Below are 26,465 nucleotides of genomic sequence, written 5' to 3' on the forward strand. Positions count from 1 at the left end.
ATATTCCCCAGACAACTTAATTAATTATTGAATAATCGCTTGGCCGTCTGATTTCAAACCATTTTTCCAAGTTTCGTTAACCATGTTAACTACCTTGCTTGGCATTGGGATGTAATCTAACTCTTCCGCAAGCTCACCTTGCTCATAGCTCCACTCGAAGAACTTCACGATTTCTTTTGCTTTGTTCGCATCCGATTGGTCTGTGTGCATTAGGATGAACGTAGCAGCCGTCATTGGCCAAGAATCAGCACCTGGCTGGTCGTTCAGTAGCAGGTGGTAACCTGGCGCATTTTCCCAATCAGCGTTAGCTGCAGCTGATTGGAAAGTGTCCATGCTTGGATTTAGGAACTTGCCTTCTTTAGATTGCATTTGTGTGTAAGCAAGGTCGTTTTGCTTAGCAAATGCGTATTCCACATAACCGATCGCTCCGCGAGTTCGGTTTACGAAGTTTGCGACACCTGCGTTACCGTTCCCGCCAATTGTTGTTGCTTTCTTTGACCATGTGATGTCTTTACCAACACCAATAGATTCATGCCATTCAGGGCTTACGCGGTCTAGGTAATCAGTAAAGTTGTAAGTCGTACCAGAACCGTCCGAACGGTGCACTACGTAGATAGGTTGATTTGGTAACTCCACGCCTTCGTTTAGCGCTGCAATCGCCGGGTCATTCCAATTCTTGATGTTGCCTAGGTAGATGTCAGCAAGCACTTTACCTGTTAGCTTGACTTCACCAGCATCGATGCCAGGGATGTTTACTACAGGAACAATTGCACCCATCACCATTGGGAACTGAATCATGCCCTCTTTGTTCAACTCTTCAATGGTCAACGGCGCATCTGTCGCACCAAAGTCTACTGTGTTTGCTGTGATCTGACGGATACCACCGCCAGAACCAATCGCTTGGTAGTTAATCTGAACGCCCGTTTCCTTTTGGTATTGCTCAGCCCACTTCGCATAAATTGGATGAGGGAATGTCGCACCAGCACCATTGATCGTTGTTTTGGCAGCAACGCCAAATGATGCTGCAACCAGAACTGAAGACACTAGAGCTGATTTCATGAATTTCACAATATATCTCCGATATAATTTAGCGATTAAGTTGGGCTAATAAAAAAGCAACATTTAATTAGCCCAGATTAGTTTTAGTGTTCAAGTAAAACTAGGTATTGAAATAAATCCAACAATCAATCGGTGCTCACCAATCGACGGGTGCAGATTAGAAATTCAATATGACAGTTTTATTAAACACCGAGACTAAACCACACAATGTGAATAACAATTATCTCGGCAGAATTAATTATGATAAGAAAACTTCACAAGACTTTTATAAAGTAAGTGAAGATGTAAAAGGATATGTATGCAATGCGCCATAATAAGATTGCAAATATTAAATATTGATGAAGGATAAGGACTCATTTAGACTCAGATGATGGACATGTTACTCATCTTCAAGATCTACCTCTTCTATGGCTTAGCTTTCTTCGCCATCTTTTTTGCCATTCTTTTTCGAGATTTACGCAAAAGCCGTATCGCTATCGCTTCTGCATTACCTATTCTTGCCATGTTCGGTTTCATCCATGGCTTTCACGAATGGTCTGAACTTTATCTAGTTATGTATGAGCATGAGTTCGCGCTTACCAAGGGGATAGAGACTTTTAAGGTATTCAAACTCTGGTTCTCATTTATTGCGCTTGGCGCTTTCGCATGGAAAATGCTGGATCTAACGGGTTGGAAGTACGTAAAAGCCATCAAATATGGCGCACTCACCGTCCTTACCTTATTTGTTATCAGCTTAATTGTTCGGTTCGGAAGTAATGAATACGCGATTTACATTCACAACACAGCAAACCAAGTTCGTTGGATATTCGGCTTAGGATCTGGTGCGATATCAGGTGTAGCCATGATGAGTTATGCCAACATCCTCGAGAAAGAAGGACACGGTGCATCTTTACCATTCCAGTTAACAGGCCTCTCGTTATTTGCATATGGAATCTGTGCAGGCGTACTTACCTCAGATTTGGGACTGTGGGTTTTAGTGGTTCGCACGATCTGTGCGATCTGCATCCTTTGTACATTGTGGATTGCTCTCAGAGTTTTTGACGATGAAAAGAACAAGCAACTAGAAAGTAATATTCAGCAGTCACAACAAGACGCAAAATTAAAAGAACTCGGTGAGCTAACATCTGCGGTCGCTCACGAGATCAAAACCCCGCTCTCTAGTGCAACGATGAGTTGCGATTTGTTGGAAAAACACTTACCAGACAACGAGGCAAGTCATCGCCACCTAACACGAATTCGCCAAGGTCTTGAACGAGCCGCAGAGATCAGCCATGAAGTCCTAAATTACGCTCATCATAAACCCATAAAGCGTAAAGCAGTTTGTCTCAATACTGTACTGAAGAATGCACTGTCACTGAATCAGTACCGCTTAGAAGGCTTCCTAGTGAGTCAGTCACTAGACGAATCTTTACAGGTATTGGGCGATGAGGGGCAATTAGAAGAAGTGGTGACCAACATTATCGGCAACGCTATCGATGCCAGCCAAGAACATAAACAACTGTATATTGAAACCTATCAAGATAAGCTAGTCGCGATACTCTCGATCTCAGATTGGGGGACAGGTATGCCACAAGATAAGATCGCTAAAGCAAAAACCCCTTTCTACACAACCAAGCCACGTGGCGAAGGCACTGGCATGGGATTGGCTATCAGTAATCAAATTATCTTACAACACGGCGGCGAGCTACACTTGAGGAACTCGAAAAAGAGTGATCATATTACAGGCTTAACGGTAGAAATCCGCTTACCAAGGAATATTGAATGACATTAAAACTCTTACTTGCAGAAGATGATGTAGAATTGCGAGAAGTCCTCGTAGAGGCACTAACCTTGGAGTCTTTTGACGTCATCGCATGCGACAATGCAGAAGATGCACTGGATATCGCATCCGAGCAGTATTTTGATTTAGCATTGTTTGATGTTGTCATGACTGGGATGACAGGTATTGAGGCCTTATCGACCTTAAGACGTTTACACCCTAATATAGGAATCATCATCACGACAGCATTTGCAACCGTTGATGTTGCTGTCGATGCCATGAAGAAAGGCGCGGATGAATTTCTTACTAAACCATTCAACCTTGCTGCATTGTCCGTCACGCTAAAACGAGTACATGCAGAACGCTCTCCAAAATCCCCACTTGATGAACGTAAACATGATCAAATCTTCAGCGCTCTCTCAAACCCAATTCGACGCTCGGTGATTAAACAACTCAAAATCCACCGAAAGATGAAGTTTATGGATCTATGCCGAGTCGTGGGCATAGAAGATCATACCAAGTTCAACTTCCACCTCAAACAACTCGTTATTAGTGGGTTGGTGATCAAAGAAGATGGTCGAATTTACTCGCTCACGGAACAGGGGCAGCAAGTCCATTCCAGTATGCTTTAATGCGCCAATTCAAAACGATAAAGCCGACAATATGTCGGCTTTCTAATTTCACAAGTATTACTTGTCGGGGCTGTATATTTTACTTCGCTTATTTTTGTTCAATTGAACGAATGACTTTACACGGATTGCCAGCAGCAACCACATTTGGTGGCACATCTTTTGTCACCACACTTCCCGCACCAATTACAGAATTTTCACCGATCGTTACGCCAGGGCACACGATAACACCACCGCCCAGCCATACGTTGTCACCAATCGTAATTGGCGTACCAAACTCAACACCTTCTTCGACACGACCTTTCACATCCAAAGGGTGGCCTGCTGTGTATATTTGTACATTGGGTGCAAATAACACATTGTCACCAATATGTACTTCTGCGACGTCTAAAACAACACAGTTGAAGTTCGCGTAAAAGTTTCTTCCTAACTTGATGTTAGAACCATAATCACATCGGAATGGCGGCTCTAAAAATGCACCTTCAGCGTCTGGAATAAGCGTATCAATTGCGCTTCGCCATTCGTCCGTATCTGGAATGCTGTTGTTGAGTTTTTGTAGCATTTTTCTGCACTCAATACGTGCCTGGTAAAGCTCCTTATCCCAAGCATCATATGGCTCACCAGCCAGCATCTTTTGTTTTTCTGTCTTCACCGAACACACCATCTCACCAAAATAAAAACGAATCAAAACACATCACAACACCGCAAAATGTGACCCGTCTAATGAATTATTTATTTACGCAATTTACGTTGGCACAATGACGTTAATTCAAACAAAAACCATCCATTAATCTTCTCGAAATGCACGATTCATACTTTCAGTTAATGGTTTAACAAGATAACTCAATGGCGTCCTAGGTTCTGAGAGAATCAACACTTCAGCATTCATACCTGACGTTAACCTATGCTTGGTTACATCCTCTTGAGAAAGTGCAATACGAGCAAGATAGAAGTCGTCTTCATTTTGTTCAGACAACTTATCCGCAGAAATCGTCAAGACGGTTCCATCTAAAGGTGCAAGTGTTCTAGCATTCAATGCTGTCAAACGGATCTGAGCATGCTGCCCTGGCGTAATTAAATCGATATCTTGCGGACTGACTCTCGCTTCCACCAGCAACTTATCGTCCTGAGGTACAAGCTCTAATAAGGTCTCTCCAGATCCAATGACGCCCTTTTCGGTAAAGACTTGCATATTAACCACTCTCCCTGAAATAGGGGCAACAATAGCAGTGCGCGCAACCACATCTTTTGCTGAGCGATATTCTTCTCGAATCGTTACCATCTCAGTTTTGGTGTTTCTTAGCTCCTCAACAATCTCATTAAGTCGCTCTAGCCTAAGTTCTTCTATCTTGGCTTGATTCTCATCCAATCGCTTACTGACCGTCAGTGATTGCCTATCTAATTGGCTTAGTGTGCTTCTCACCTCTGCTGCCAAGCGCTTTAACTGCAACAAAGCCGATTTTCCAGAAAAGCCTTTTTGCACCAAAGCTTGGTTACTTGTGATTTCTTCCTCGATAAACTTGAGTCTTTCTCTTTCAATAACTTTGGTCTGCTTTAAGTTTTCAAGCTCTAGGTTCGCCCCCGAGATACTTTGATTTATAATACTTAATTTACTGTCGAAAAATCGCTTTCTGGCTTCAAAAATTTTGTTTTGAACTGACTTTGCCTCGGTCACGACATCGGTGCTTTGTATCGTTTCAAGATCTTGAGACCAATTGATATCAGGCAGTTCATCTAACTCTGCATTCAAACGATTTTCTTTTGCTAAGGTGTGAATATATTGACCACCGAGCGCATCCAATTTGGCGGTTGCTTGACGTTCAGACAACTGTATTAGTAACTGGCCTTTTTCCACAAGATCACCTTCTTGTACATACAGCTTATCGATAATTCCACCTTCTAAATGCTGAATTTCTTGCCGTTTGCTCAAGACAGAAAGGTCGCCATAAGCTATGGCTGCGCTCTCCAATTTTGCTGTCGCCGCCCAATAACCCAACCCGCCCAAAAATAAAGTCAGCGTTAAAATAGCAAGAAAGATTGGCCCTTTTAAATGAAGCTCTGCATCTGGTTTGAAGCGAAAGACTTTTTCGGCAGCCATTTCATTAACGGTTGGCAGTTGATTGCTCATTTCGCACCCTCGGTATGTCTGTTTTTTCTTCTCCCATCAAACGCTTCAGCACTTCGTCTTTTGCTCCATAAAGCTTAATTCGGCCTTCCGCTAAATAGAGTAGACGATCCATTTGTCTCAACGTACTCGGGTTGTGAGCAATAACAATGACGGTTGAACCTTGTGATTTCAAATGCGCAATCAAGCGTTGGTAAGCGGCTTCACCTTCGCCATCCAAGTTTGCATTCGCTTCATCAAATACCACAACGGATGGCTCTCCATATGCAGCCCTAGCTAATGCGATACGTTGTCGTTCACCGCCTGAAAGCCCACGCCCGTTCTCACCAATCACAAAATCATATCCCTTGTTCTTTTTCAGAATCAATTCGTGGCAACCTGCAAGCTGAGCAGCTTGAATAACTTTTGCAGGATCTTCATCTTTAAAACGTGCAATATTATCTCGAATCGTACCAGGGAAGAGTTCAACCTCTTGTGCCAAATAACCAAAGTGGGCACCGCGATCTTCTGAGGCCCAAGTCGAGACCTCCATCCCATCTAACGTTACCTTGCCGGCTAACGGCTTGATGTTACCCAGTAAAAGCCTAGCAAAAGTCGATTTCCCTGTACCTGAAGGGCCAATAACACCAACAGATACACCAGGAGGAATAGATAAACTAATACCTGATAAAACAGGTTCACTCGCACCGGGGTGGCGATAAGCCATTCCTGTCAACTCAAAGTGCCCTTTTGGCCTTGGTAAAGGCATATCAGATTCTTCTTGCGTAACCACTCGATCAATCTCAAATAAACGCTGATAAGCATTTCTTGCTGACATGGCGCTTCTCCAAGTACCGATAGCTTGCTCCATCGGAGACAGCGCCCTGCTCATTAATATTGAACTGGCTATCATGGCACCCGCGGTGATTTCGTGTTGGATAACCAATAATGCTCCACCACCCAGCAAGCAAATTTGTAACGCACCGCGAACGAATTTGGAAAAGTTGGCCAAGTAAATCGACTTACCTGTAACTCGCTGTTCCAATCGATTCGATTCATTAACGTTTGAATACCACTTTTCTAAAAACGCATTCATCATCCCCATCGCCATAATTGAGTTCGCATTTTGGGTAGCGATCTCGGCATGATTTATATGCGATATAGCCCGAACTTCACTCTCTTGCATCGTCTTTCTGGTCACCAATTCATTGACCACTCCTAAGCTAAAGAGCACAACAGAACCGCCCAGAGCAATATGTCCCAACATAGGATGGAGCAAATACACGAAGAGAATAAAGACTGGAGTCCAAGGGGCGTCAAGCAAAGGATAAGGGGCCTGGCTACTTAAAAAGCTCTTGATGTTTTGGATATCTCTTAATACTTGTGACGTGTAGCTTTTCCCTGAATGAGCTTGATATTGAATGCTTCGTTTCAGCATAAATACCGAAAGTTTCGCATCCATCCAATACCCAAATGTCTTGCTCATTTGAGCTCGAGCAATGTCAATCAGAGACATCGTCAATAAAGCCGCAATGACAATAACCGTCAGAAGGAGCAGTGTATCAATGGAATATGAAGAGATGACTCGGTTGTACACTTGTAACATGTACAACGGAATAGATAGGACTAATAAGTTTATAAATAGACTAAAACCAATCAGCAAGCCTGTGAGCGTGCATAGTTTTTGTCTGACTTCTTTGAAAACCGTTTTTTGCACGATTACTACCACATATTTGCAAGCGTAGGCGCTAGAAATACTAGCGCCTAAAATAGACTCAATTCTAAATAATGAACAAGTCGCTACCGTATGAGTTGATGTCTTCTTGTGTAACACCAATAAGTTTAACGGTCAGATCGACGCCGTCTGTAAAGACAGCATTACCTTTCGCATCATAGGTAAAAGTAAGATCAGAATATGACGTTACAGAATCACTGATGATGTGAAGGGAGTCCTCACCAATGGTAAAATCAACCACTTTTGCCTCGCCGTGACCACCAAACTTGTCCGTAAAGACGAACTTGTCTGCACCGCTACCACCAATAACAACGTTGTCACCAGAACCAGCAACCAAAACATCATCACCGACGCCACCGTTTAGCTTGTTATCTCCCAATAAACCGAGCAATAAATCACTACCTGTACCGCCACCAAGGTAGTCGTTGCCTGTACCAGCCATTAGAATATCGTCACCAGCACCACCGGTTAGACGGTCATTACCAGCGCCGCCTACAACGAAATCGTCACCACCGCCACCAACGAATGAATCGTTGCCACCAAAGCCGACGAAGATGTCATTGCCGCCATCAAAATCAGCGACTTGGTTATTTTCACCCGAATCACCGAAATATGTGTCATTTGTGCTCATTTTATGTCCCTCTTGGCTTTATATTTGAATAGACCTTCACGTCTGGATTAACTTCCTTCAGACATGAGAAGTCTAATAAACATAAACATAGGAACAAGTTTGAATATGGATTGATATTTCAAACTATCAATATTTTTAACACTACAAAAAGTGGTACTTTTAGATATAAACAACATCTAAAACAAAAAGTTAAAAGTAGTACTAAAGGTTTCTCTTCGCCCAACTTGTCGCTTGGGTGCGGTTTTTAACCTCAATTTTTCTGAATATGTTGTAAAGGTGAGATTTAATCGTATGCTCACTAATAAACAGTGAATCTGCTATTTCCATATTAGAACCACCGTCTTTCAACATCTGAAGAACTTGTACCTCTCTTCGAGTAAGTTCAACTTCTATCGCTGGCTCAATAACATAGTTTGACTCCTTACCTTTGTAATAAGTCAAAAGTTGTTCAAGTAGTCGTCTTGATAGCCAATTATCACCATCAATAATCGCTTTAAGTCCTTGACAAAGTTTCGCCATCGAATCGCTTGGACCAAATATACCTTTAACATGTGGCCATGACGCTAATTCTTCTGTATCAAGCTCATGCCCTAGGTTTAACATAATTGTTCCTAGCACTTTTTCATTATCTTTCAGATAAACCAAAGTATCAGATGGTGTTTCTACAGAGAAATCAACTAACAGGAAATACTCTTCAGGAATCAATTCATGGTAGCTTGGATTTTTACTATCGATGATGGTTATTTTGGTTTCTGTATTTTTAGAAAGCATCTCCTTAAAATTTTCACTCTGCAGACTTTGTTGAGTGATCATTAGGATCTCGGGCCTTTCCTTATACTGTTCCATAATGTTTCTCATACTTTCACTAACTTAATGTTCTGAATTTAATAGTTATTGCTGAGCACCTAAACTCATATCTAAGTGCTAGACGATAGAGTAGAGTTATTTGATACTTTTTTAAATTGCAATTTGGTTAAAATCATAAACAAAAAAAGTGTTTCTCATAAAAGAAACACTCCTTACATATTAAAAATGAATGATAGATCTACATCGCAATTTAGAAGAAATAAACGCTAACTTAGCTGAATTTATACTGCTATTGATAAACCAGACATATTTTCTTTAGCCCAAATTAATGCTTGAACTCTATTTTTCACGTCAATCTTCTTAAAAATATTGTGGAGATGGGTTTTCACAGTATTTTCACTCACAAATAGTTGCTCAGCAATCTGTTGATTCGAAGCCCCCATTGATAAGAAGGTAATAATTTGCTGTTCTCTTTTCGTCAAAATTGCGGACATGCTCTTATTAACTGGTCTGCTGTGTCGACGTAAGTGCGTAATATACTGTTGTGAAAACTTACGGCTAAACCACATATCGCCCTGTAAAACTTTGCCAATTCCAACTTGAAGATTATTAATATCATCTGATGTATAGAAAATTCCGGCAAGATTCTGCCAAACGAACAGCTCTTCTGTTGAAATGGTTTTATCGCAATTGATCAGCACTTCAATCGTGCCTTTTAGCTCAGTTTTCTTGAATTCTACATAACGAGCAAAGATTTCATCTGAAACCACACTGTAATCGATTAAGGTTGCCGAAGCTGAGCCGTAGCAATTTAAGGGCTCACTGAGCTTCTCTGGGGTAATCAAAACAACGTTAATACTGAGTTTGGTTTCGAGAACATCTTTAAGCAAAGACGACTGCAAACTGTCCTCAGTAATTAATATGACGTTCCTTGTACTTTTACACTCCATCTCTTTTGCAGCCCTTTAGTTATTTTGATTTAAATAAGCAATAGATTTAGATAGAGCAGCAGTATTGTCAAGTATGAAAAAAAGTAGTAACAAAGAATAACTTATTGATTAAAAGCTAGTTAAAGAAGGTGAGTTAATGGGTAGGTATGAAAAAGGGAGTTCGTAAACTCCCCCTTTATTAGTGCACTGGTGTTGAATTTTTCTGATTGAACTTACCAAAGTATTGCTCAAGAACCTCTGGCGTCAGCTTTCCTTCAGCTTCTAGCTTCTTCAGTTCAACAGCGATTTGCTTTTGCTCTTCTAAAGAAGGAAGCTTTACTTCCGGCTCTTGAGCAGCTTCTTGTGAAATCTGTTCTAGTTCTTTTTCGAAGTCATTCATAGTACTTACCTAAATATATAGTCGTTAAACTTGTAAATTAGGCCTATTCTATCCAACTCTAGAGTTTGAAGCTACCAACCATCTTATCCAAACGAGAGGATAACTCTTGTAGGTCTTGGCTTGCACTTGCCAACTCTTCAGCTGTAGCCGTGGTCATTTCATTAATCGCATTGATTTCTTCAATGTTCTGATTGATGGTATGTACAACCGTTGATTGCTCTTCGGTTGCCGTCGCTACTTGTGTGTTTCGGTCAGAGATATCGGCAATACGCTCAGAGATGTTCATTAACACTTCAACCGCTTCATCAGTTGAGGCAACGCCTTCGAATGTTACCGCTTTACCCGCTTCCATTGCAGTCACTGCATCTTGAGCGTCACTTTGAAGCTGGTTGATCATCTTCTGAATCTCTTCGGTAGAGACAGCAGTGCGTGAAGCAAGGTTTCGAACCTCGTCGGCGACGACAGCAAAACCACGACCTTGCTCCCCTGCTCGCGCAGCTTCAATTGCCGCATTCAGCGCAAGTAAATTGGTTTGCTCAGAGATATCACGAATCACATCCAAAATAGATCCAATGTCCTTGGTAGTGGTTGCTAGTTGCGTCACTACCATGCTGGTCGTTTCAACGTCATCGGCAAGGCGACTGATCACTTCTTTCGCTTGAGTAACCACTTGGCGACCTGTCTGTGTGTTATCAGATGCTTGGTTTGCTGTATCCGCAGCGGTTGCAGCGTTAGAGGCAATCTCACTGATGGTCGCACCCATCTGGTTAATCGCCGTTACCACTTGAATTGTTTGGTCACGCTGCTCTTGGCTATTATCGTGCGTTGATGTGGCTTTGCTGGATACACTGTCTGCAGCTTGGCTTAATGCGCCGCTGGTTAACGACACTTCTTTCATAGTCGCGTGAATCTTTTCAATAAAGCCATTAAAGCCTTTTGATAGCTGAGCAATCTCGTCGTTACCTTTGATTTCGATACGCTGAGCCAAATCGCCTTCCCCTTCACCAAGGTCAGTGAATCGGTCTGCAATTTGGCGAATTGGGTTAGTAATGCTGTTTGCCAGCAAAATACCCATTGCGATGAAGATTAGCGCCACGATTGCAGTCGTAAACAACATTTTCTCTGCTGTTGCATCAAGGTCAGCAAATACCTCATTCACTGGCACGACACCAACCACAAACCAATCCATTGATGGCACATACAGGCTAGATACAAACATATCTTGGCCTTCAAATTCGGTAGTAACGAGATTGAAATGACCTTTGTTAAGCAGCTGAGAAGCGTCTCTTCCAAACAGTTGGCCAATTGAGGTTTTATTTTTGCCTTGCTGGCGATGGATCTGGATGTCACCTTTACTATTCGTTAGGAAAACATAGCCTGATTTCTCAATCTTGAAGCCATTCAGGAGCGACACCATATCATCCATCGATTTTGACAAACCAGACATCGAGATGCCATTCACATCTTGATAATTAGCAAACATTTTCACGTCACCATTGGACTCTTGGAACACGCTCACTGACGTGTCTTGGCCCGAAGAGGTGAACCCAAAAAACCACCCATCCTGTGAGCGATTGAGTTGACGTAGAAAGCCGTTCTGGTTCCAGTAGTATGCGGTTTGGCGGTTTGCTACAGACGCATCGTTTAACTCATATTGAGATTTCACATTATTGAGTTGCTGAACGAGTTGCGCTTCAACTATGGGGTTACGGTCGGTCGTAGATAGGGCTTCAACCACAAATTCGTTGGTTGCTAACTGTTTTGCCGCTTGTTGCATTTGGACAACTTCACGGTCAATTTCGGCATTGATTTGCTGCAACATCGCAGGCAATTCAATGTCAATCAAACGGTGACTAAGCACCTCTCGGGCGTGGCGCTGCGCCATGACACCGACAATAATAGTCGAGGCTAAAACAGCAAAAGTAATACCGAGTACCACCTTTTGTTTGATACTCAGAGAAGTAAGTTTCAACATATTTGGACCTTTAAAAGAATCACTCGTTATCTGCATTCTGAACAGGGTAAACTTGGTGCATAAGTATTTGCTATGCACGGCTCGGAATCTATATCGGCCCAATCCTACAAAACTAGAGAAAAATCTCACAAAAATCTGCAAAAATGATGTAACAGAAACGCTTTCTTCTTTAACGAATCTTTTCTGACCTAATCTGCCAATCCCTGTGCAATAAACGCGTTTAACCTATCTTGATTGATGATGTCTATTCGTCGATAGCCAATTTGAATAATGCCCTCTTTAGACAAACATTGCAGAGAGCGGCTTAGTGTCTGACGAGTACATCGAGATAAATGGGCGAGTTTGTTTTGAGTATATAAGATAGGACTCGGCTCTCCATGGGGTGCATTTAATCGACTCACCAAATACAATAACTTTGCCACCCGGTATTCATTCTTTAAAAGGACAGATTCGGTTGTCCACTCCATAAGTAATCGGAAACGGAAACTGATTTCGTGAATCGCAATCTGATATAAAATAGGATAACGCGAGGCGATCTCTCTCATTTTCTTGACTGGTATAGCAATGATCACAGCATCAGAAGATGAATAGAAATCATGGTTGGTAGGTTCATTCTCAAAACAACCTACCCATGTCAACCAACTGCCCGGCCCCAGCATCGCAATGCAAGCTTCGTCACCACCTTCACTGCAACTCGCTAACTCAATATGACCGCATATAACAAGCCGCATGGTGTCAACGGATTTATGAGCTGAATGTAGCAACGTCGGCATCTTATAAGTCTCAATTTTTGCCGACAAAATCATTTCTTCAATCGCACTTTTCTCTAAGCGTTGAAGCGTTGGGTCTTCATTTAAGATCTGACAAAGCAAAGCATCTTGTTCCAACTGACCAAGTGGAAACTCAACATGAGAATGTAAGTTTTTAGACATTGTTCTCATCCTATCTCCGATATGTTGTTAACCAATTGTTACGGAAGACTAACAATTATCCGATAAGAAAAGCCAGTAAAAGCAACAAGGCTGTGAGAAGAGGATTCAATAATGCTAATGCTATGCTTAAAAACACACCGACGATTACTCAGTCACGTCTCGATATTAGGCGTTCTATTAACCTGCGCGACGTGGAGTACTGCATCTGTCGCCGATGATCATTTTGAGGGAATTCCAGGAGAAAGAACGTGCTTTTTTCGCTACGGCCCGGTCTCAGCCGATCCATACATCAACGTTGCCTACCCTGATGCTGCCGTAAAATATTGGGGGGCCGCTTTCACCGTTCCAGAAGGCGCAACACTGAGATTAGAAGGCCAATTTCCCCACTCCCGCTATATGTCATTAATCAGCTACGACGATCGAGGAAGACCAGTTCAATCCTTACCTGACTATATGATTAAACCGAGCCAAAGCAGCGTAAATCCCTTTAGAAACGGGAGTCAACGAGACAGTGTATTTAGAAGCTATCAAGTTAGAATTCTCGATTCGGAGCCAACAAAAGACTACACCGCAGGCCAAACTCGTGAAGGTGTTGAATCTGATGAACTGCACACACCAAAGTCATCCGCCAATCAGCAAGTACTGATTTATCGTATCTATGCAAAAGATGAAAACAGTGATGGCACCGCAAACGCTGCTCTGCCAGAGCCCGTCGTGACACTTGCGTCAGGTAAAGAGCTAAGAGGCCCAGAAGCGTGCGACGCCCTGCACAGCTCTCAACCATTAGCAGCGAAGTTGAACGCTTTAGGGATACCAGTAGAAAAGTACCGAAAACTGGTGACTCAGCCCAACAAACCTGCCGGTTTCCCTGCTACGAATCCAGCGACTTGGCACATCCAGTTAGATCGCCAAAGTTTGCTAGGAATTTATACAGGAAACATAAACCCAGAGGCAAGGCGTAGTTCTGGTGGCTTTTATCCTAATCTAGACAACAACTATATTCGAACTGTCGTCAACCGCAAGCATGGTCCGGTGTTTGTGCTACGCGCTAAAGCCCCTATCACTCCTAAAACTTTCCACGGTGAAAAAACCATGGGCAACGGTGAACTTCGCTATTGGTCCGTTTGTTCCAACAAAGGATTTGCCGTTACCAAAGTCAATGACTGCCTTTATGATGAACGAATTCCTGTCGACAAAGACGGTTACTATACCATTGCCGTAAGTCGCAAATCAGATAGACCTCGCAATGCTATTACTCAATGTGGTATTGGTTGGCTGCCAATGGCCGATGATGGCGATGGCATTATCGATAAAGACGCGTCAATCGTTCAAATTCGCCACATGCTTGCCTCTCCAACATTTTCTCACGCCATACAAAATATTCAGCAGGACAAAGATATAGCCCCTGTGATGAGAGAGTATTACCCGAGAACCTTCTATACCACCACAAACAACTTCGAACTCATGTTCCCATGTAGCGAAGACTAACCCCAAGCTCTCATTAAGAATGGCAGGTTCTATCCTGCCATTGATTCACATTTATTCTTATCCAGAGGTCGCTATGTTATTAAAACTCGTGCTGTTTCTGTTGTTAATACTCTTAATTACTAGTGTTTACGCATCACCTACAACCCCTAAAACGCTCGAAGATCTCGACGATCCTACCGCTCTTAGCTCATTTATAGGTTTACGAACTGGCACCAATGGATATGGAGCAATTGGACAAATCGGGTTTAATAGCCCCGACAGTGTTTTGGGACACAACAGTTTTCTTCAATTCAAGGACGATTTTGAAACCGTGCATTTACGTCATTTCTCTATCTACAAACCTAGTGGTAGTGGGTTATTTCTTGACGCCCAACGCAATAATACGGGCTCTATTGCGATCAATCGCGCTTCACTCGGGGCCATACAGATTATTCCCGTTTTAGAGAATTTGAGAGTGAATCCAGCATTTCTGTACGGTGAAACTTGGACAGAAAATGAAGCAGCAAAAAACTCTGTGTTCCCAAACACATCAATCTTGACCTTATATACGTTTATACGCTGGCAAGTCACTAGCGATTGGTTCGTTAACTTAGTGCCTCAATATACCTATAGTATAAAAGGGCGAAAGATCCGTTTGTTTGAACTTGTCACACAGGTCGGGCACAACATCACCAAAGATTCGAGTATGGCGATGAATACGGATGAAGATGACAACTTTTGGCTCACGCTAAAACATGCCTTTTGAGAACATAGATAACAAAATATGCGTTGCTGATTGATAGTTTCTCGCCAACAGCTTGTAAACCATAGCAAGATCCCAATATTGGAAAGATAAATTACACGGGCGTACTGGAACTTTTCCCTACGAATGAGTGACCAATACACAAAATAAGAATCAAATGGATACCCAGAGAGTCCACAAAATGCACAAAACGAACTTCGAAACGCTTCAAAGCTATTTAGAGTCCCAGATCATTGGTCAACATGATCTGGTAAAACAGTTACTGATCGCTCTACTTGCCGATGGGCACATCTTGGTTGAAGGTCCTCCAGGTCTTGCAAAAACACGAGCTGTAAAGTCCCTGTCTGATTGTGTCGAGGGCGATTTCCACCGCATTCAATTTACGCCCGACCTACTGCCTGCCGACTTAACGGGTACAGATATATTCCGTCCTGAAACGGGCGAATTTACCTTTCAGTCTGGTCCGATTTTCAATTCTTTGATCCTTGCCGATGAAATCAACCGTGCGCCGGCCAAAGTTCAAGCAGCAATGCTCGAAGCCATGGCAGAAAAGCAAGTAACGGCTGGCCGCAACACGTATGCGCTACCCGAACTTTTCTTGGTAATGGCGACGCAAAACCCGATAGAACAAGAAGGAACTTATCCGCTGCCAGAAGCGCAGCTCGACCGTTTCTTGTTGCACCTTGATGTGGATTACCCAGATGCAGAGCACGAGCTCGCCATCTTACGCATCAACCGTGGTGAAGCGAAAGGCGAAGCAGCGGTGGAACGCCCGAGCTTAAGCCAGGAGGACATCTTCACAGCGCGCAAAGAAGTGCTCAACATTCACATGGCAGACGCGATTGAGCAATACATTGTCCGTCTTGTGATGGCGACTCGTACTCCTAACGATTACGATTCTGAGTTAGCAAAATGGCTATCAATGGGTGTAAGCCCGCGTGCAACGATCGCCCTTGACCGTTGTGCTCGTGCTCATGCGTGGCTGGCAGGTCGTGACTTCGTTTCACCAGAAGACGTTCAAGCCATGGCTTACCCTGTGCTACGTCACCGTCTACTGCTTAGCTACCACGCTCAGGCAGAAGGCATTACAGCAAATCAGGTTATCGACAAGCTTCTTAATCTTGTAGGTAGCGCATAACGTAGGTAGGTGACATGTCTGCATCATATGCATTGCCACCTCATGCGAATGGGGTGACATTAACCCTTGAAGAGCTGCTTCAATATCGCACTCAATCGGTTCGTTGGTTGCCACCAGCACAGAGTATTTGGTCGCAAATGAGCGGTAACCATACCAGCCGTCAAAAAGGGCGCGGTATGGATTTTATGGAAGTACGCCAATACCAAGCGGGTGATGACATTCGCAGCATCGATTGGCGCGTAACGGCCCGAACCGGAAAAGCGCACACCAAGTTGTTTGCTGAAGACAAAGAGCAAGCGGTGATCTTATACATCGACTTGAGCCCAAGCATGCACTTTGGTTCGCAATATGTATTGAAGTCGGTTCAAATGGCGCACTTCGCTAGCGTCTTGATTTGGCTGACGTTAGCCAAGAAAGACCGCATCGGCGCGGTGATAGATGATGGTTCCCAATGTATTGAGTTCCGCCCTTCTTCTCTTCAAAAGCAAGGGCTAAGAATTCTTGACGCGATAGTGAATACTCACAATCAATTGCTTACGAATCAACACGCTGACAGCACACGTACGCTGCCATACATGAGCGCCATTGAAACGCTACACAAACTTACGCCGAAAGGCAGTGAGCTCATTCTATTGAGCGACTTTGCTCAAGTGGAAGAGAAAGAGCTGCTTCAACTGCGTCGACTAAAGCAACACAACAGCGTTCGTGCAGTCCAATTCTATGACCCTTTAGAGCGAGGTGAAACCAAATTTCGAGGTCAAGCGAAAGCGTCTGACGGTCATCGAAGTCAATGGTTCAACTTTGGTTCAAAAGGACAACGAAAGGCATTGGAATCATACTTCGATAGGCATCAGCAAGCCATCAAACAACAATGCCACTCGATGGCGATTCCATTTAATAGTCTGTCTAGTGGGTTTCCCCTGATTCAGCAATTAAGCTAACCACAGTAACAACATATAAAACATTCAAGCAGTAGTAATAATGACAACGAATAACCAAAGCCTAAACCTTGAACCTTTAATCCTACCGAATGCACCAGATTGGTTCCCACTTGCTTGGGGATGGTGGGCTGTTCTGGGCGGGATAATTCTTTCCATCGTAATTGTCGTGTTGTACTTAAGATGGCGTTCAAAACGTCTTGTTGCTAAAAAGACCGCTTTGAAATTGTTGACCAACCCGCTCACACCACATACTCCGTCTTCTGCATTAGAGGTTCTCCGCCAAGCGGCTTTGAGTTACTTCCCTCGGGAAGAGATCGCACCATTAACCGGCTCTGCTTGGTATGAGTTTCTTGATAGCTACACCAAAGAAACTCGATTCGTAGACAAACAACAACAGTGGCAAGCCGCGCTTTACCAAAAATCTGGTCAAGAACAGCATCAAGATTTGATTGATGATTGTGCTTTCTGGATTGACAGCGCTTTGCCTCCGAAGAAAAAGGCAAAAACTCGTGACTGAGGCAAATCTCGTATCGAGCCTCTCTCAATGGTTTAACATTGAGTTGGTCTGGTGGTGGGCTCTTCTTTTACTGCCCCTACCTTGGCTGATTTATAAGTTCTTCCCTGAAGAGACTCAGCAAGCTGAAATCAAACTGGCCTACCTGCCTGACAACGAACACAGCACCAAGCCAAAACAGTTAGCCCAGAAGGCACTGTCTATTGCTATCTGGGCTTTATTGGTTATCGCTTGTGCTCGTCCGGTTTGGTATGGCGACCCGGTTGAGTTCCAACCGAAGTACCGTGACATGATGCTAGTCGTTGACTTGTCAGGCTCAATGCAAAAAGAAGACATGAACGACAATGGCGAGTACATTGACCGTCTCACAGCAGTGAAGAAAGTCCTGTCTGAATTTGTTCAAAAGCGCGACGGGGACCGTTTGGGTGCCGTTCTGTTTGGCGATCATGCTTACCTACAAACACCGCTAACGGCGGACCGTAAAACCGTGATGCAACAAATCAATCAAACTGTGATTGGCTTGGTTGGACAACGCACAGCGATTGGTGACGGAATCGGCTTAGGTACCAAAACCTTTGTTGATAGCGACGCACCACAACGTGTGATGATTTTACTTAGTGATGGCAGCAATACAGCAGGCGTATTAGATCCACTTGAAGCCGCAGACATTGCAAAAAAATACAACGCCACTATTTACACTGTTGGGGTCGGCGCGGGCGAGATGATGGTGAAAGACTTCTTCATGTCTCGTAAAGTGAACACCGCTTCTGACCTCGATGAGCAAACACTTACTAAGATTGCCGAAATGACAGGTGGCCAGTATTTCCGTGCCCGTGATGCGCAAGAACTTGAAAAAATCTACGACACAATTAACCAGTTAGAACCCGTCTCTAGCGACACTCAGACTTGGCGACCTCAATCTGAATGGTTCCCTTACCCACTGAGCGCAGCACTCGTTCTTTCCGTGTTTCTGTTTGTTCTAAGGAGAAAACATGGCTGAGTTTATATTCTTATATCCATATTGGCTGTTGGGTTTGCTCGTCATTCCTATCGTCTTAGCCCTAAATAGCCAGTACAAAACCAAGAAGTCCTCCTTGATAGCGCCGCACTTAGCAAAAATGCTCGGTCATTCCATCAAGACCAAACATTACTTTGCTATCTGGGGACTCGCTTGGGCGACCGCCTGCATCGCTTTGGCAGGGCCGAGCTGGCAATCGAATACTCGCCCAAGTTTCGAACTGAGCCAGAACCGAGTATTAGTCTTGGATATGTCACGCTCTATGTACGCAACGGACGTGAAGCCAAATCGACTATCGCAAACACGCTATAAAGCGTTAGATTTATTACCGAAGTGGAGAGAAGGTTCGACAGGTTTAGTCGCTTACGCAGGTGACGCCTATACCTTAAGCCCACTCACAACCGATTCGAGTACACTTGCTGGCATTATTGAGAATCTATCGCCAGAACTGATGCCTTACCAAGGTTCGAATTTACCATCCGCGATAGAAACCGCTCTTGGTCAATTTACACAAGCCGGTGTCAATCAAGGTGACATCGTTGTGTTGGCAGATGATTTGGATGACTCCGAACTATCACGTTCACTAGCGTTGTTAAATGGTAAAGATGTCAGAGTGTCAGTGCTTGCTATCGGAACATCAAATGGTGCACCAATTGCTCTTCCGGATGGTTCTTTGATGAAGAACCGACAAGGCAATACGGTTGTGGCGAAAACGAATCTGAAAAATTTACAGACGCTGGCGAAGCAAACTGGCGGATTATTCGTTCCGATTCAACATAATAACCGTGATGTAGAGAACATTGCCGCGTTTACCAATAATGCTGGTAACAACCTTGCCGCGAAACAAAGCGAGGATGTAAAAACAGATTCGCGCTTAAATAGCGGTTTCTGGTTGCTTCCACTGCTGTTGATTCCTGCTGTCCTTCTCTTTCGTAGAGGTATGGTTTGGGTGCTGGTTGCGACCGTACTACCAATGACTTGGACACCAAAAGCAGAAGCGAGCGCGTTCCTAAATCAAAACCAGCAAGGCGAGCAGCTTTATCAACAAGGTGAGTACGAAAAGGCACAAAACACCTTTACCGACCCAAACTGGAAAGGTGCTGCCAGCTATCAAGCCGGTGATTATGAAAGTGCCATTGAGGCTTTCTCAAACAACTCGACTTTAGATGGACGTTATAACTTCGCCAATGCACTTGCTCAAAACGGTCAACTTGATGATGCAGCAAACCTCTACAAACAATTGGTAGAGGAGAAGCCCGATTTTGAGGCGGCGAAAAAGAACCTGTCGGTTGTAGAGGAGAAACTGAAGCAACAGCAGCAACAGCAACAGCAGCAACAGCAGCAACAGCAGCAACAGCAGCAACAGCAGCAACAGCAGCAACAGCAGCAACAGCAGCAACAGCAGCAACAGCAGCAACAGCAGCAACAGCAGCAACAGCAGCAACAAAAGTCTCAGAGTGATGCTAAACAAGAGCAAGGGCAACAGTCACAAAACCAGCAACAAAAGTCTCAGAGTGATGCTAAACAAGAGCAAGGGCAACAGTCACAAAACCAGCAAGAACCTGAAAATAAACAAGAAAATCAGAAAGCTGAGCGACAAAAAGCCAAACAAGAAGAAGAGAAACAAGGCGAGCAAAAAGGTGAACCTATGCAGGCTCAAGCTCAGCCAGAGAAAACGCCTCAGGACGATCCTGAGTTCCGTCGCTTAGAAGCGGTAGAAAGTGCGCGTGACCCTAGTTTCTTGATTCGAGCTCAAATGCAGCTTCAAGCTCAACAAAAACAACGTCCACAACAATCTAATAAGGAGTGGTAAGTCCATGATGAAAAAAGGCGCAAAACTGGTCTTTGTTCTGATGGCCAGCCTACTGACTAGCTTTTCGGTTTTTGCACAAAGCCTACAAGCTAGTGTAAACAAAACTCAGGTGGCGAAGAACGAAGTGATCAACCTAAGGATCATGGCAGATACCGAGCTTGGCTCCGATGCGATCGACTTTGACGCATTGAAACAGGACTTCTTTTTAGGACAACCTCGCTACGGCCGTTCTAGTAATAACATTAACGGCCACAAAACCGTTCGCACAGAATGGAGCATCTCGATTGCACCGATGAAAGAAGGCGTCGTCACCATACCGAGCTTTTCTGCAGATGGGATGAAAACTGAGCCAATTAAGCTTCGTGTGACAAAAGACAAAGGTGAGCCGAATCTAGACGATTTGTTTAGCTTCAACATGAGCGTGGATAGCCACACTTTGTACCCACAGCAGTCAGCAACACTACGTATGCAGTTGGCGATCAAAGTAGACCCTCGCCGTTTGGATAATCCACAAGTCGTGCCGCCAAGCATTGATGGGATGAAAATCGAGCCAGCCAGCGATATGAAGCAGGCACAACGCATCATTGATGGCTTAGAAGTGACGGTCGTAGAACAAGCTTTCCGCATTACAGCCGAACAACCTGGTACCTACACGCTAAATGGCCCTAAATTGACGGGTTCTTACATCTATGGTGACAGCCTAACCGGCTCAACCAAGATCATGCCAATCAATACTAAAACTGAGCAAATGCCAATTACTGTAAAGCCTATCCCTAAAGACTTTAAAGGTAACTGGCTGCCAGCTTCTGCTTTAGAATTAACGCAAAGCTGGCAAGATGAGCAAGGCAATCCGCTATCAGCAAATGCCGTCAGCACAGTGAAACAAGGATCTTCAATTACTCGTACGATTCGTATTCGAGCTAGTGGTACACAAGCGGAATATCTACCTCGTATTGGTATTGTCTACCCAAGTACACTGCGTGTTTATCCTGAACAACCTCAGTTCGAAACAGCTCGAGATGGCACCGTCACCATGACAATGAAGCAAGTGCTGATCCCAACGGAAGCTGGTGACCTTACCTTACCCGGTTACAAGCTAAATTGGTGGGATAGCAATCGTGATCAAGCAAGAGAATCAAAAATCGCTGAATTAAATCTTAAAGTCGAGAAAAGTGATACTGGACTGATAACCCTGCCAGAAAGTGTACTGCCAACACAACCAACACAAACGGCATCTCCAACCGCTCCACAAGGTGGCGTTGATACGATTTGGCAAACATTAACATTCGTCTTTGCGGTACTTTGGTTGGTTTCTTCCGCTATTGCCATTGGCTTATGGAGAAAACGCAAAACGCCACAATCAACAGAAGTGATGGTGAGTACTCATAACGCCTCCATTCGAGATATAGAGGATGTCATAAAGCAAGGTGACAGTATCAAGATTGAAAAAGCAGTTAACGACTACTTAAACACTCACTACGCTGATATCGAATCAGAGGCGGTGCAAGCAGTAAGAACTGAATTGAATGTGATGAATCAATCTCGATTTAGCTCCACTCAGCAACCATGGAAAAGTGATACTTTGCTGGCAATACTCAAACAACTCAGCAAAGACAAAACAACCAAAACCAGCCACCAGCTTGAGAAGCTTTAACAAACAATTAAGTGTTAGATAAAAATGGCAGCTTATCTTCAAGCTGCCATTTTTGTTTTTAGTGCTAAGCAACACTCTGCTTCTCTATTTCAACCGCCCGAACACAGTTGCGACCACTGTTTTTAGCTCGGTATAAAGCCTTATCGGAGAGTTGATACAAATGATCGAAGTTAAAGTCTTTACCTTGTGTCAAGTAACAAGAATAACCAACAGAAACAGTAAGTAACTCACCTTCTGGATTATGGCAATGCTTAATCCCCTCCTCCTCAATACAACGACGGATGCATTCGGCTCTCAACCTGACCTCTTCTTGGTGTGACCCAATCATCAACAAAACAAACTCTTCCCCGCCAATTCGACAAAAGACTTCATCTTCATCTTTAGTATGGTGTTCAAGGATGTTACCAATTCGCATTAACGCGATATCACCTTCTAGATGTCCATAGTGGTTGTTGAACAAGCCGAAGTGGTCAATATCAATTAAGATCAATCCAAATGACATGACTTCATCATGCTCTACCGAGCAGTACTTCTGCATGACGTGCTCTAACATTCGTCGATTACCAAGGCGAGTCAAAGGATCGAGTTTAGACAATACTTCCAATTGTCGATTGGCTTCTTCCAGCTCTTTAGTCCGATTTTGTACTTCTAGCTCTAGGTTTTCATTAAGTTCGCGAATCGCCTCTTGTGCTTGTGTACGTTGCAGCACTTCAGCAAGGCTTGATGCAAACATCCGAATCACTTCACGAAGCTGGGAGGTAAGCGGCGCACGAGTTAATAGATTATCAACGGCGATAAAAGCAATAGGCCCACTGCTATTGGAAGTCAGCACTGTCATGGCCGCCCAGCCGAAACCAACAATATTGCAATCGTGATAGATGGGAACCGACTCTTCAAACGCAACCTCATTCAGCATAGATCGTGCTAAATTAATCAAAGAGAAGTCCTGTGTCTCCCCAAAAAAATAAGATTCATCCACCACATTGCCTTGGATGTCGGTCCCCCACGTACCTTGCATATAAGAGCAATTTTCATCGGTCAAGAACACTGCCATACGGTCGATGCCCAAGTTTTTAATGGCAAAGGTCACTGCGGATTTGCACACATCACTGACCGTAGTACATCGAGAAAGCTCCACCATACTTGAGTGCAACATGCGCACATTTTGTTCTTGACGCTTACGGATATAAATTTGCGAGAAAAGTGAGCCAAAAGATTCCAGCATCTGCTTTTGATAAGCCGTCACGGGCTTACGATGAATAAAGTTATCCAGTGCGAACCAACCAAAAGGCTCATTACCATCTCGTAGGATTAACATCGCATTCCAGCCCTGCCCTACGACTTTACCGGCGGTATAAATCGGTGCATCTTCGACAATGACGAGATTACGCTCTGTACTCGACAGTGCTGCGATGTACTCTTCACTCAACTGGTGAAGATCATATTGAGTGTGAAACTCATCAATCGTGATGCCATCCTCATTAGTGCCATAGGTCCCACTAAAACTACGCTTTTTCATGTCCAACAGCATTAAAGTAGAACGGTCAAAACCTAAACGTTCACGCAAGGCTTCAACCGCTTTTAAATAGAGATCTTTAAGAGAGTCAGGATTAGAGATGTCCAACGCCACTTGCTGTACGAGCTTCATGTTTTCAATGAAGCGTTCTCGCTGGCTAAGTTCATCGACGTATTGGGCCTCTCGGACATCACGATGCTTCATTTCTTGCGATGCGCTTTTTTCTGCGCGAATACACTGCCAGCGAGCCGCGGCAAGTTGCATTGCATCGTAACTTTCTTCGTAGATATTGTGGGCGGAGCGAGCTTGGACGTTTTGAATCAGTAGGTAGGTACGTTTGATCGGCGTGTTATCGAGCATCATGATGTAACTTTCGCCGCCAAGGTCTTGGGTGTGGTTCCAATTACAGGTATTGATGGCCAGCGGAATAATACTTTCTGAAGTATCAAATTGGCTCGCCCAATCCCAGAATGCTTCAGGGTACTGACGGATTGGAGTCAAATCACCACGAGAAAACCTCACCGCACCTGATGGATTGGTGAGCGGATCGTCAAAGATCGCTATCGCACTAGGGGAAAAGCGTTGTTCTAGATGCTCGAATATGGCTTCCGCCAATAATCTATGGTCTCTGGTAGAAGAGACCGTTCTTGTAAAACTTTTTAAACTCACCTGGCCAACCTAATCTACTTTTTTATTCTCGATAAAAAACTACTTAGGCCATGATATGCAATCAATGGAATCCAAGTTGAGCTGTTAAGTCTTTCGCAAAAATTTTGTACTTAATTTCACAATCGAGAACCTTTCAACATTTTTAGACAGGTGTTTCATCCGAATTACATACTGCAAAATTAGGCGCAAAAGTGAATCAACATGAACATTATTGGTATTGAGAAAATTCCACATACCCTAAACGAAAAAGGCCCCTCATCAAGAGGGGCAAGAGTACCATCGCTTATAGTTATTCATGTATATGCTGATAAATACGTTAATTAACCAAAGTCGCCGTTTACATAGCCTTGAGTACGGTCGTCTTTCGGGTCACTGAAGATCACTTGTGTGTCATCGTGCTCGACCAACTCACCCATTAGGAAGAACGCAGTGCGGTCAGAAATACGACGCGCCTGTTGCATTGAGTGAGTCACGATAACGATGGTGTAGTTCTTCTTCAGCTCTTCCATCAATTCTTCGATTTTGTGTGTTGCAATTGGGTCAAGTGCCGATGTTGGTTCATCCATTAGGATCACATCAGGTTCCATCGCGATTGTACGAGCGATACATAGACGTTGCTGCTGACCACCAGATAGTCCAAATGCATGTGACTTAAGACGATCTTTCACCTCGTCCCAAAGTGCTGCACCACGAAGTGAGCTCTCAACCACTTCATCAATGTGTTTTTTATCTTTAATGCCTTGAGCACGAAGACCGTATGCCACGTTCTCGTAAATGCTCATTGGGAATGGGTTTGGCTTTTGGAATACCATCCCCACTTTGATGCGAAGATCAGCGACATCGATGTTGCCGTAAATGTCTTCACCATCCATGGACAGTTTGCCAGTGATCTTAACGCCTTCGATAAGATCGTTCATGCGGTTCAAACAACGTAATAGTGTAGATTTACCGCAACCAGAAGGACCGATTAGTGCGGTTACTTGACGTACTGGAATAGGTAGGTTGATTGATTTCAGTGCTTGGTTATCACCGTAAAACAGGTCTAGGTTTTCAATATCAAACTTGTTCATTTTCTTAATCTCTTAAATCTTGAATTCGTGTCTTTTAACGTGCGTTCTTAATTTGTGTTGTTAGTAAGTTGCTGTGTTAAAACGTCGTGCAATCAGTTTTGTAACCATGTTGATCAGTAGAACAACAACAATCAGAACTGTCGCGGTACCGTAAGCCTGATTCCATTCCTCAATGGTAAACAGTTCGGTAGTCAGTTTGTATAGGTGAACGGTTAGTGTACGGCCTGAATCCAATAAAGAATCCGGAATACGAGCAACCATACCTGCTGTCAGGAAAACTGGAGCAGATTCACCAATGACACGACCAATACTTAGAATGACCGAGGTTAAGATACCTGGCATTGCGCTCGGAAGAATCAAGCGCCAGATAGTGTAAATTTTCGATGCGCCAAGACCATAAGAGCCTTCGCGGTACGTTTGCGGTACTGCCATCAATGCTTCTTCCGTGGTACGGATGATCACTGGCAAGATAAGAATACTTAGCGTTAGAGCGCCCGATAGAATCGAGAAGCCAAGGCCAAGAATCGCTACGAAGAAAGTCATACCAAATAGACCGAAGATTATCGACGGAATACCCGCCAATGACTCGGTACAGAATCGGATGATTTTCACTAAACGGCTACCTACTTTTGCATATTCGGTTAAGTAAATTGCCGTCATGATACCGAGCGGCGCTGCCACTGCGATAGATGCGATAACCATGTAGATAGTCGACACAATCATCGGGAAGATGCCGTGCTCGTCCCCTGTGCGCGTATAGTCATCAGTAATGAAGTTCCAATCTACGTGTTGTAGACCGTTAGATAGGATGTACCAGATAATCCAGAACAAAAAGCCTACCGTTAATGCTGCCGAGACCCAGACAAATGCGCTTAATACATTATCTTTGAACTGGCGTGCCTGTTTTAATTTTGCGCGATCCATAATAGTCACCTTTAACGA

Annotated in this window: 23 protein-coding genes; 10 read left to right on the forward strand and 13 right to left on the reverse strand. The window is 43.8% G+C overall.

What is annotated here, in order from left to right:
* Window positions 1-24: 24 nt before the first annotated feature.
* Window positions 25-1,059 carry a phosphate ABC transporter substrate-binding protein PstS gene (pstS, locus tag L1076_RS03575; RefSeq protein ID WP_237303153.1) on the reverse strand — a complete coding sequence of 345 codons (1,035 nt, stop codon included), beginning with the start codon at window positions 1,057-1,059 and terminating at the stop codon, window positions 25-27.
* 370 nt (window positions 1,060-1,429) lie between these two features.
* On the opposite strand from pstS, the gene L1076_RS03580 reads away from it, so the two are divergent.
* Window positions 1,430-2,824, forward strand: coding sequence for a HAMP domain-containing sensor histidine kinase (locus tag L1076_RS03580; RefSeq protein ID WP_038870368.1), 1,395 nt, complete (start codon window positions 1,430-1,432; stop codon window positions 2,822-2,824).
* Window positions 2,821-3,450 (forward strand): response regulator, encoded by a 630-nt coding sequence (locus L1076_RS03585; protein WP_038870366.1) that lies wholly within the window; start codon window positions 2,821-2,823, stop codon window positions 3,448-3,450. The genes L1076_RS03580 and L1076_RS03585 overlap by 4 nt, the downstream gene beginning before the upstream one ends.
* An 88-nt stretch (window positions 3,451-3,538) precedes the next feature.
* Here the strand turns inward: L1076_RS03585 and L1076_RS03590 are convergent, their stop codons facing one another.
* The 9 genes from L1076_RS03590 to L1076_RS03630 form a co-directional block, all read right to left on the reverse strand.
* Entirely contained in the window at window positions 3,539-4,099 is a 561-nt protein-coding gene (locus L1076_RS03590; protein WP_045404794.1) for a sugar O-acetyltransferase, read from the reverse strand.
* 135 nt (window positions 4,100-4,234) lie between these two features.
* A complete protein-coding gene (locus tag L1076_RS03595; RefSeq protein WP_039975740.1) occupies window positions 4,235-5,575 on the reverse strand; it encodes an HlyD family type I secretion periplasmic adaptor subunit in 1,341 nt (446 codons plus the stop codon).
* Window positions 5,550-7,268, reverse strand: coding sequence for a type I secretion system permease/ATPase (locus L1076_RS03600; RefSeq protein WP_038881108.1), 1,719 nt, complete (start codon window positions 7,266-7,268; stop codon window positions 5,550-5,552). The genes L1076_RS03595 and L1076_RS03600 overlap by 26 nt, the downstream gene beginning before the upstream one ends.
* Window positions 7,269-7,332: 64 nt before the next feature.
* Window positions 7,333-7,917 (reverse strand): calcium-binding protein, encoded by a 585-nt coding sequence (locus L1076_RS03605; RefSeq protein ID WP_038870360.1) that lies wholly within the window; start codon window positions 7,915-7,917, stop codon window positions 7,333-7,335.
* Between the two features lie 201 nt (window positions 7,918-8,118).
* Window positions 8,119-8,775 (reverse strand): LuxR C-terminal-related transcriptional regulator, encoded by a 657-nt coding sequence (locus tag L1076_RS03610; protein WP_038870359.1) that lies wholly within the window; start codon window positions 8,773-8,775, stop codon window positions 8,119-8,121.
* Between the two features lie 230 nt (window positions 8,776-9,005).
* Window positions 9,006-9,674, reverse strand: a complete 669-nt coding sequence (locus tag L1076_RS03615; RefSeq protein ID WP_237303154.1) for a LuxR C-terminal-related transcriptional regulator — start codon at window positions 9,672-9,674, stop codon at window positions 9,006-9,008.
* 178 nt (window positions 9,675-9,852) lie between these two features.
* Window positions 9,853-10,053, reverse strand: coding sequence for a restriction endonuclease subunit S (locus tag L1076_RS03620; protein ID WP_237303155.1), 201 nt, complete (start codon window positions 10,051-10,053; stop codon window positions 9,853-9,855).
* Between the two features lie 58 nt (window positions 10,054-10,111).
* Window positions 10,112-12,028, reverse strand: a complete 1,917-nt coding sequence (locus L1076_RS03625) for a methyl-accepting chemotaxis protein (protein WP_237303156.1) — start codon at window positions 12,026-12,028, stop codon at window positions 10,112-10,114.
* Window positions 12,029-12,216: 188 nt separating this feature from the next.
* On the reverse strand, window positions 12,217-12,960 hold the full coding sequence (locus tag L1076_RS03630) for a Crp/Fnr family transcriptional regulator (protein ID WP_082041423.1): 744 nt from the start codon (window positions 12,958-12,960) through the stop codon (window positions 12,217-12,219).
* A gap of 111 nt (window positions 12,961-13,071) precedes the next feature.
* On the opposite strand from L1076_RS03630, the gene L1076_RS03635 reads away from it, so the two are divergent.
* The 8 genes from L1076_RS03635 to L1076_RS03670 all read left to right on the forward strand — a co-directional run bounded on the left by L1076_RS03635 (window position 13,072) and on the right by L1076_RS03670 (window position 22,268).
* Window positions 13,072-14,448, forward strand: coding sequence for a hypothetical protein (locus L1076_RS03635; protein WP_237303157.1), 1,377 nt, complete (start codon window positions 13,072-13,074; stop codon window positions 14,446-14,448).
* Between the two features lie 19 nt (window positions 14,449-14,467).
* Entirely contained in the window at window positions 14,468-15,193 is a 726-nt protein-coding gene (locus tag L1076_RS03640; protein WP_237303158.1) for a hypothetical protein, read from the forward strand.
* Window positions 15,194-15,371: 178 nt separating this feature from the next.
* The gene (locus L1076_RS03645; RefSeq protein ID WP_237303159.1) at window positions 15,372-16,328 is read left to right on the forward strand and encodes a MoxR family ATPase; all 957 of its coding nucleotides are present in this window, start codon (window positions 15,372-15,374) and stop codon (window positions 16,326-16,328) included.
* A gap of 14 nt (window positions 16,329-16,342) precedes the next feature.
* Complete coding sequence (locus L1076_RS03650) at window positions 16,343-17,269, forward strand: DUF58 domain-containing protein (protein WP_237303160.1); 927 nt, start codon at window positions 16,343-16,345, stop codon at window positions 17,267-17,269.
* A gap of 40 nt (window positions 17,270-17,309) precedes the next feature.
* The gene (locus L1076_RS03655; RefSeq protein ID WP_038881008.1) at window positions 17,310-17,786 is read left to right on the forward strand and encodes a DUF4381 domain-containing protein; all 477 of its coding nucleotides are present in this window, start codon (window positions 17,310-17,312) and stop codon (window positions 17,784-17,786) included.
* Window positions 17,779-18,783 carry a VWA domain-containing protein gene (locus tag L1076_RS03660; RefSeq protein ID WP_237303161.1) on the forward strand — a complete coding sequence of 335 codons (1,005 nt, stop codon included), beginning with the start codon at window positions 17,779-17,781 and terminating at the stop codon, window positions 18,781-18,783. Before L1076_RS03655 ends, L1076_RS03660 begins: the two co-directional genes overlap by 8 nt.
* The gene (locus L1076_RS03665) at window positions 18,776-20,614 is read left to right on the forward strand and encodes a VWA domain-containing protein (RefSeq protein WP_237303162.1); all 1,839 of its coding nucleotides are present in this window, start codon (window positions 18,776-18,778) and stop codon (window positions 20,612-20,614) included. Before L1076_RS03660 ends, L1076_RS03665 begins: the two co-directional genes overlap by 8 nt.
* Before the next feature lie 4 nt (window positions 20,615-20,618).
* The gene (locus L1076_RS03670) at window positions 20,619-22,268 is read left to right on the forward strand and encodes a BatD family protein (protein WP_237303163.1); all 1,650 of its coding nucleotides are present in this window, start codon (window positions 20,619-20,621) and stop codon (window positions 22,266-22,268) included.
* Between the two features lie 64 nt (window positions 22,269-22,332).
* Here the strand turns inward: L1076_RS03670 and L1076_RS03675 are convergent, their stop codons facing one another.
* The 3 genes from L1076_RS03675 to pstA all read right to left on the reverse strand — a co-directional run bounded on the left by L1076_RS03675 (window position 22,333) and on the right by pstA (window position 26,447).
* Complete coding sequence (locus tag L1076_RS03675; RefSeq protein ID WP_038873316.1) at window positions 22,333-24,399, reverse strand: GGDEF domain-containing protein; 2,067 nt, start codon at window positions 24,397-24,399, stop codon at window positions 22,333-22,335.
* A gap of 374 nt (window positions 24,400-24,773) precedes the next feature.
* Window positions 24,774-25,523: a phosphate ABC transporter ATP-binding protein PstB gene (gene pstB / locus L1076_RS03680; RefSeq protein WP_038873314.1), complete on the reverse strand. Its 750-nt coding sequence runs from the start codon at window positions 25,521-25,523 to the stop codon at window positions 24,774-24,776.
* A gap of 60 nt (window positions 25,524-25,583) precedes the next feature.
* Window positions 25,584-26,447 carry a phosphate ABC transporter permease PstA gene (pstA, locus tag L1076_RS03685; RefSeq protein ID WP_038873313.1) on the reverse strand — a complete coding sequence of 288 codons (864 nt, stop codon included), beginning with the start codon at window positions 26,445-26,447 and terminating at the stop codon, window positions 25,584-25,586.
* Between the last annotated feature and the right edge of the window lie 18 nt (window positions 26,448-26,465).

Origin of the sequence: Vibrio sp. MMG023, assembly GCF_021654215.1 — a bacterium.
Classification (GTDB): Bacteria; Pseudomonadota; Gammaproteobacteria; order Enterobacterales; family Vibrionaceae; genus Vibrio; species Vibrio jasicida.

Excerpts from the sequence above, each read along its gene's own strand:
- L1076_RS03595 (WP_039975740.1), bottom strand. The coding sequence starts at position 5,575 with ATGAGCAATCAACTGCCAACCGTTAATGAAATGGCTGCCGAAAAAGTC.
- L1076_RS03635 (WP_237303157.1), top strand. The coding sequence starts at position 13,072 with ATGCTAATGCTATGCTTAAAAACACACCGACGATTACTCAGTCACGTC.
- L1076_RS03580 (WP_038870368.1), top strand. The coding sequence starts at position 1,430 with ATGGACATGTTACTCATCTTCAAGATCTACCTCTTCTATGGCTTAGCT.
- pstS (WP_237303153.1), bottom strand. The coding sequence starts at position 1,059 with ATGAAATCAGCTCTAGTGTCTTCAGTTCTGGTTGCAGCATCATTTGGC.
- L1076_RS03625 (WP_237303156.1), bottom strand. The coding sequence starts at position 12,028 with ATGTTGAAACTTACTTCTCTGAGTATCAAACAAAAGGTGGTACTCGGT.
- L1076_RS03650 (WP_237303160.1), top strand. The coding sequence starts at position 16,343 with ATGTCTGCATCATATGCATTGCCACCTCATGCGAATGGGGTGACATTA.
- L1076_RS03655 (WP_038881008.1), top strand. The coding sequence starts at position 17,310 with ATGACAACGAATAACCAAAGCCTAAACCTTGAACCTTTAATCCTACCG.
- L1076_RS03630 (WP_082041423.1), bottom strand. The coding sequence starts at position 12,960 with ATGTCTAAAAACTTACATTCTCATGTTGAGTTTCCACTTGGTCAGTTG.
- L1076_RS03605 (WP_038870360.1), bottom strand. The coding sequence starts at position 7,917 with ATGAGCACAAATGACACATATTTCGGTGATTCGGGTGAAAATAACCAA.
- L1076_RS03665 (WP_237303162.1), top strand. The coding sequence starts at position 18,776 with ATGGCTGAGTTTATATTCTTATATCCATATTGGCTGTTGGGTTTGCTC.
- L1076_RS03615 (WP_237303154.1), bottom strand. The coding sequence starts at position 9,674 with ATGGAGTGTAAAAGTACAAGGAACGTCATATTAATTACTGAGGACAGT.
- L1076_RS03620 (WP_237303155.1), bottom strand. The coding sequence starts at position 10,053 with ATGAATGACTTCGAAAAAGAACTAGAACAGATTTCACAAGAAGCTGCT.
- pstA (WP_038873313.1), bottom strand. The coding sequence starts at position 26,447 with ATGGATCGCGCAAAATTAAAACAGGCACGCCAGTTCAAAGATAATGTA.
- L1076_RS03645 (WP_237303159.1), top strand. The coding sequence starts at position 15,372 with ATGCACAAAACGAACTTCGAAACGCTTCAAAGCTATTTAGAGTCCCAG.
- L1076_RS03585 (WP_038870366.1), top strand. The coding sequence starts at position 2,821 with ATGACATTAAAACTCTTACTTGCAGAAGATGATGTAGAATTGCGAGAA.
- pstB (WP_038873314.1), bottom strand. The coding sequence starts at position 25,523 with ATGAACAAGTTTGATATTGAAAACCTAGACCTGTTTTACGGTGATAAC.
- L1076_RS03640 (WP_237303158.1), top strand. The coding sequence starts at position 14,468 with ATGGCAGGTTCTATCCTGCCATTGATTCACATTTATTCTTATCCAGAG.
- L1076_RS03610 (WP_038870359.1), bottom strand. The coding sequence starts at position 8,775 with ATGAGAAACATTATGGAACAGTATAAGGAAAGGCCCGAGATCCTAATG.
- L1076_RS03670 (WP_237303163.1), top strand. The coding sequence starts at position 20,619 with ATGATGAAAAAAGGCGCAAAACTGGTCTTTGTTCTGATGGCCAGCCTA.